This window comes from Pantoea sp. E956-1, assembly GCF_982223955.1.
This window is the reverse complement of record NZ_CEUYZP010000051.1, coordinates 1-471: the sequence shown is the minus strand read 5'-3', so window position 1 is coordinate 471 and position 471 is coordinate 1. Positions and strand designations below refer to the sequence as shown.

The 471-nt window shown below is 66.2% G+C and carries 1 protein-coding gene; it reads left to right on the top strand.

Annotated elements, in window-relative coordinates; genetic code table 11:
* Positions 1 to 106 precede the first annotated feature (106 nt).
* Positions 107 to 471: head completion/stabilization protein (locus tag AC0T7J_RS25200; protein ID WP_473798469.1), on the top strand; the 365-nt coding region annotated here is incomplete at its 3' end.

The window sequence follows — 471 nt, the reverse complement described above, 5'->3', positions numbered from 1 at the left end:
AACCGAGCGTCCCCACGCACCCCGCCGGCTCGGGGCGGATCGGCCAGGCCGCTCCTCATGAACGTGAAGCCCCGACCACCGGCGACCTACAACAGAGCGCAGATTCATGAGCGGATTCGTAGCGGGCGGCAGCACTACTCCGGCCCCCAGCGGCCACGTCAACACCGACCCCTTCTGGCCATCGATCGACCTCGACGACGTGCGCGGCACTTTGCGCATCGACTCCAGCGTCACGCCGATCCGACTGGAAACCGCGACCATCGCCGCCGCCATCAGCGTGAACCGCGAGTTCGCCACTTGGCGCCGCACCAAACAGGCCGAAGGCTACGCCACCCTCGCCGACGTACCGGCCGAGCAGATCGAGGACAAGTCCGAACTCGTTCATCTCTACCAACGGGCGATCTACGCCGCGACCGGAGCGGAGATCTGCGAGCGTTACCGCTCCTACGACAGCACCAACAGTGGCAACCA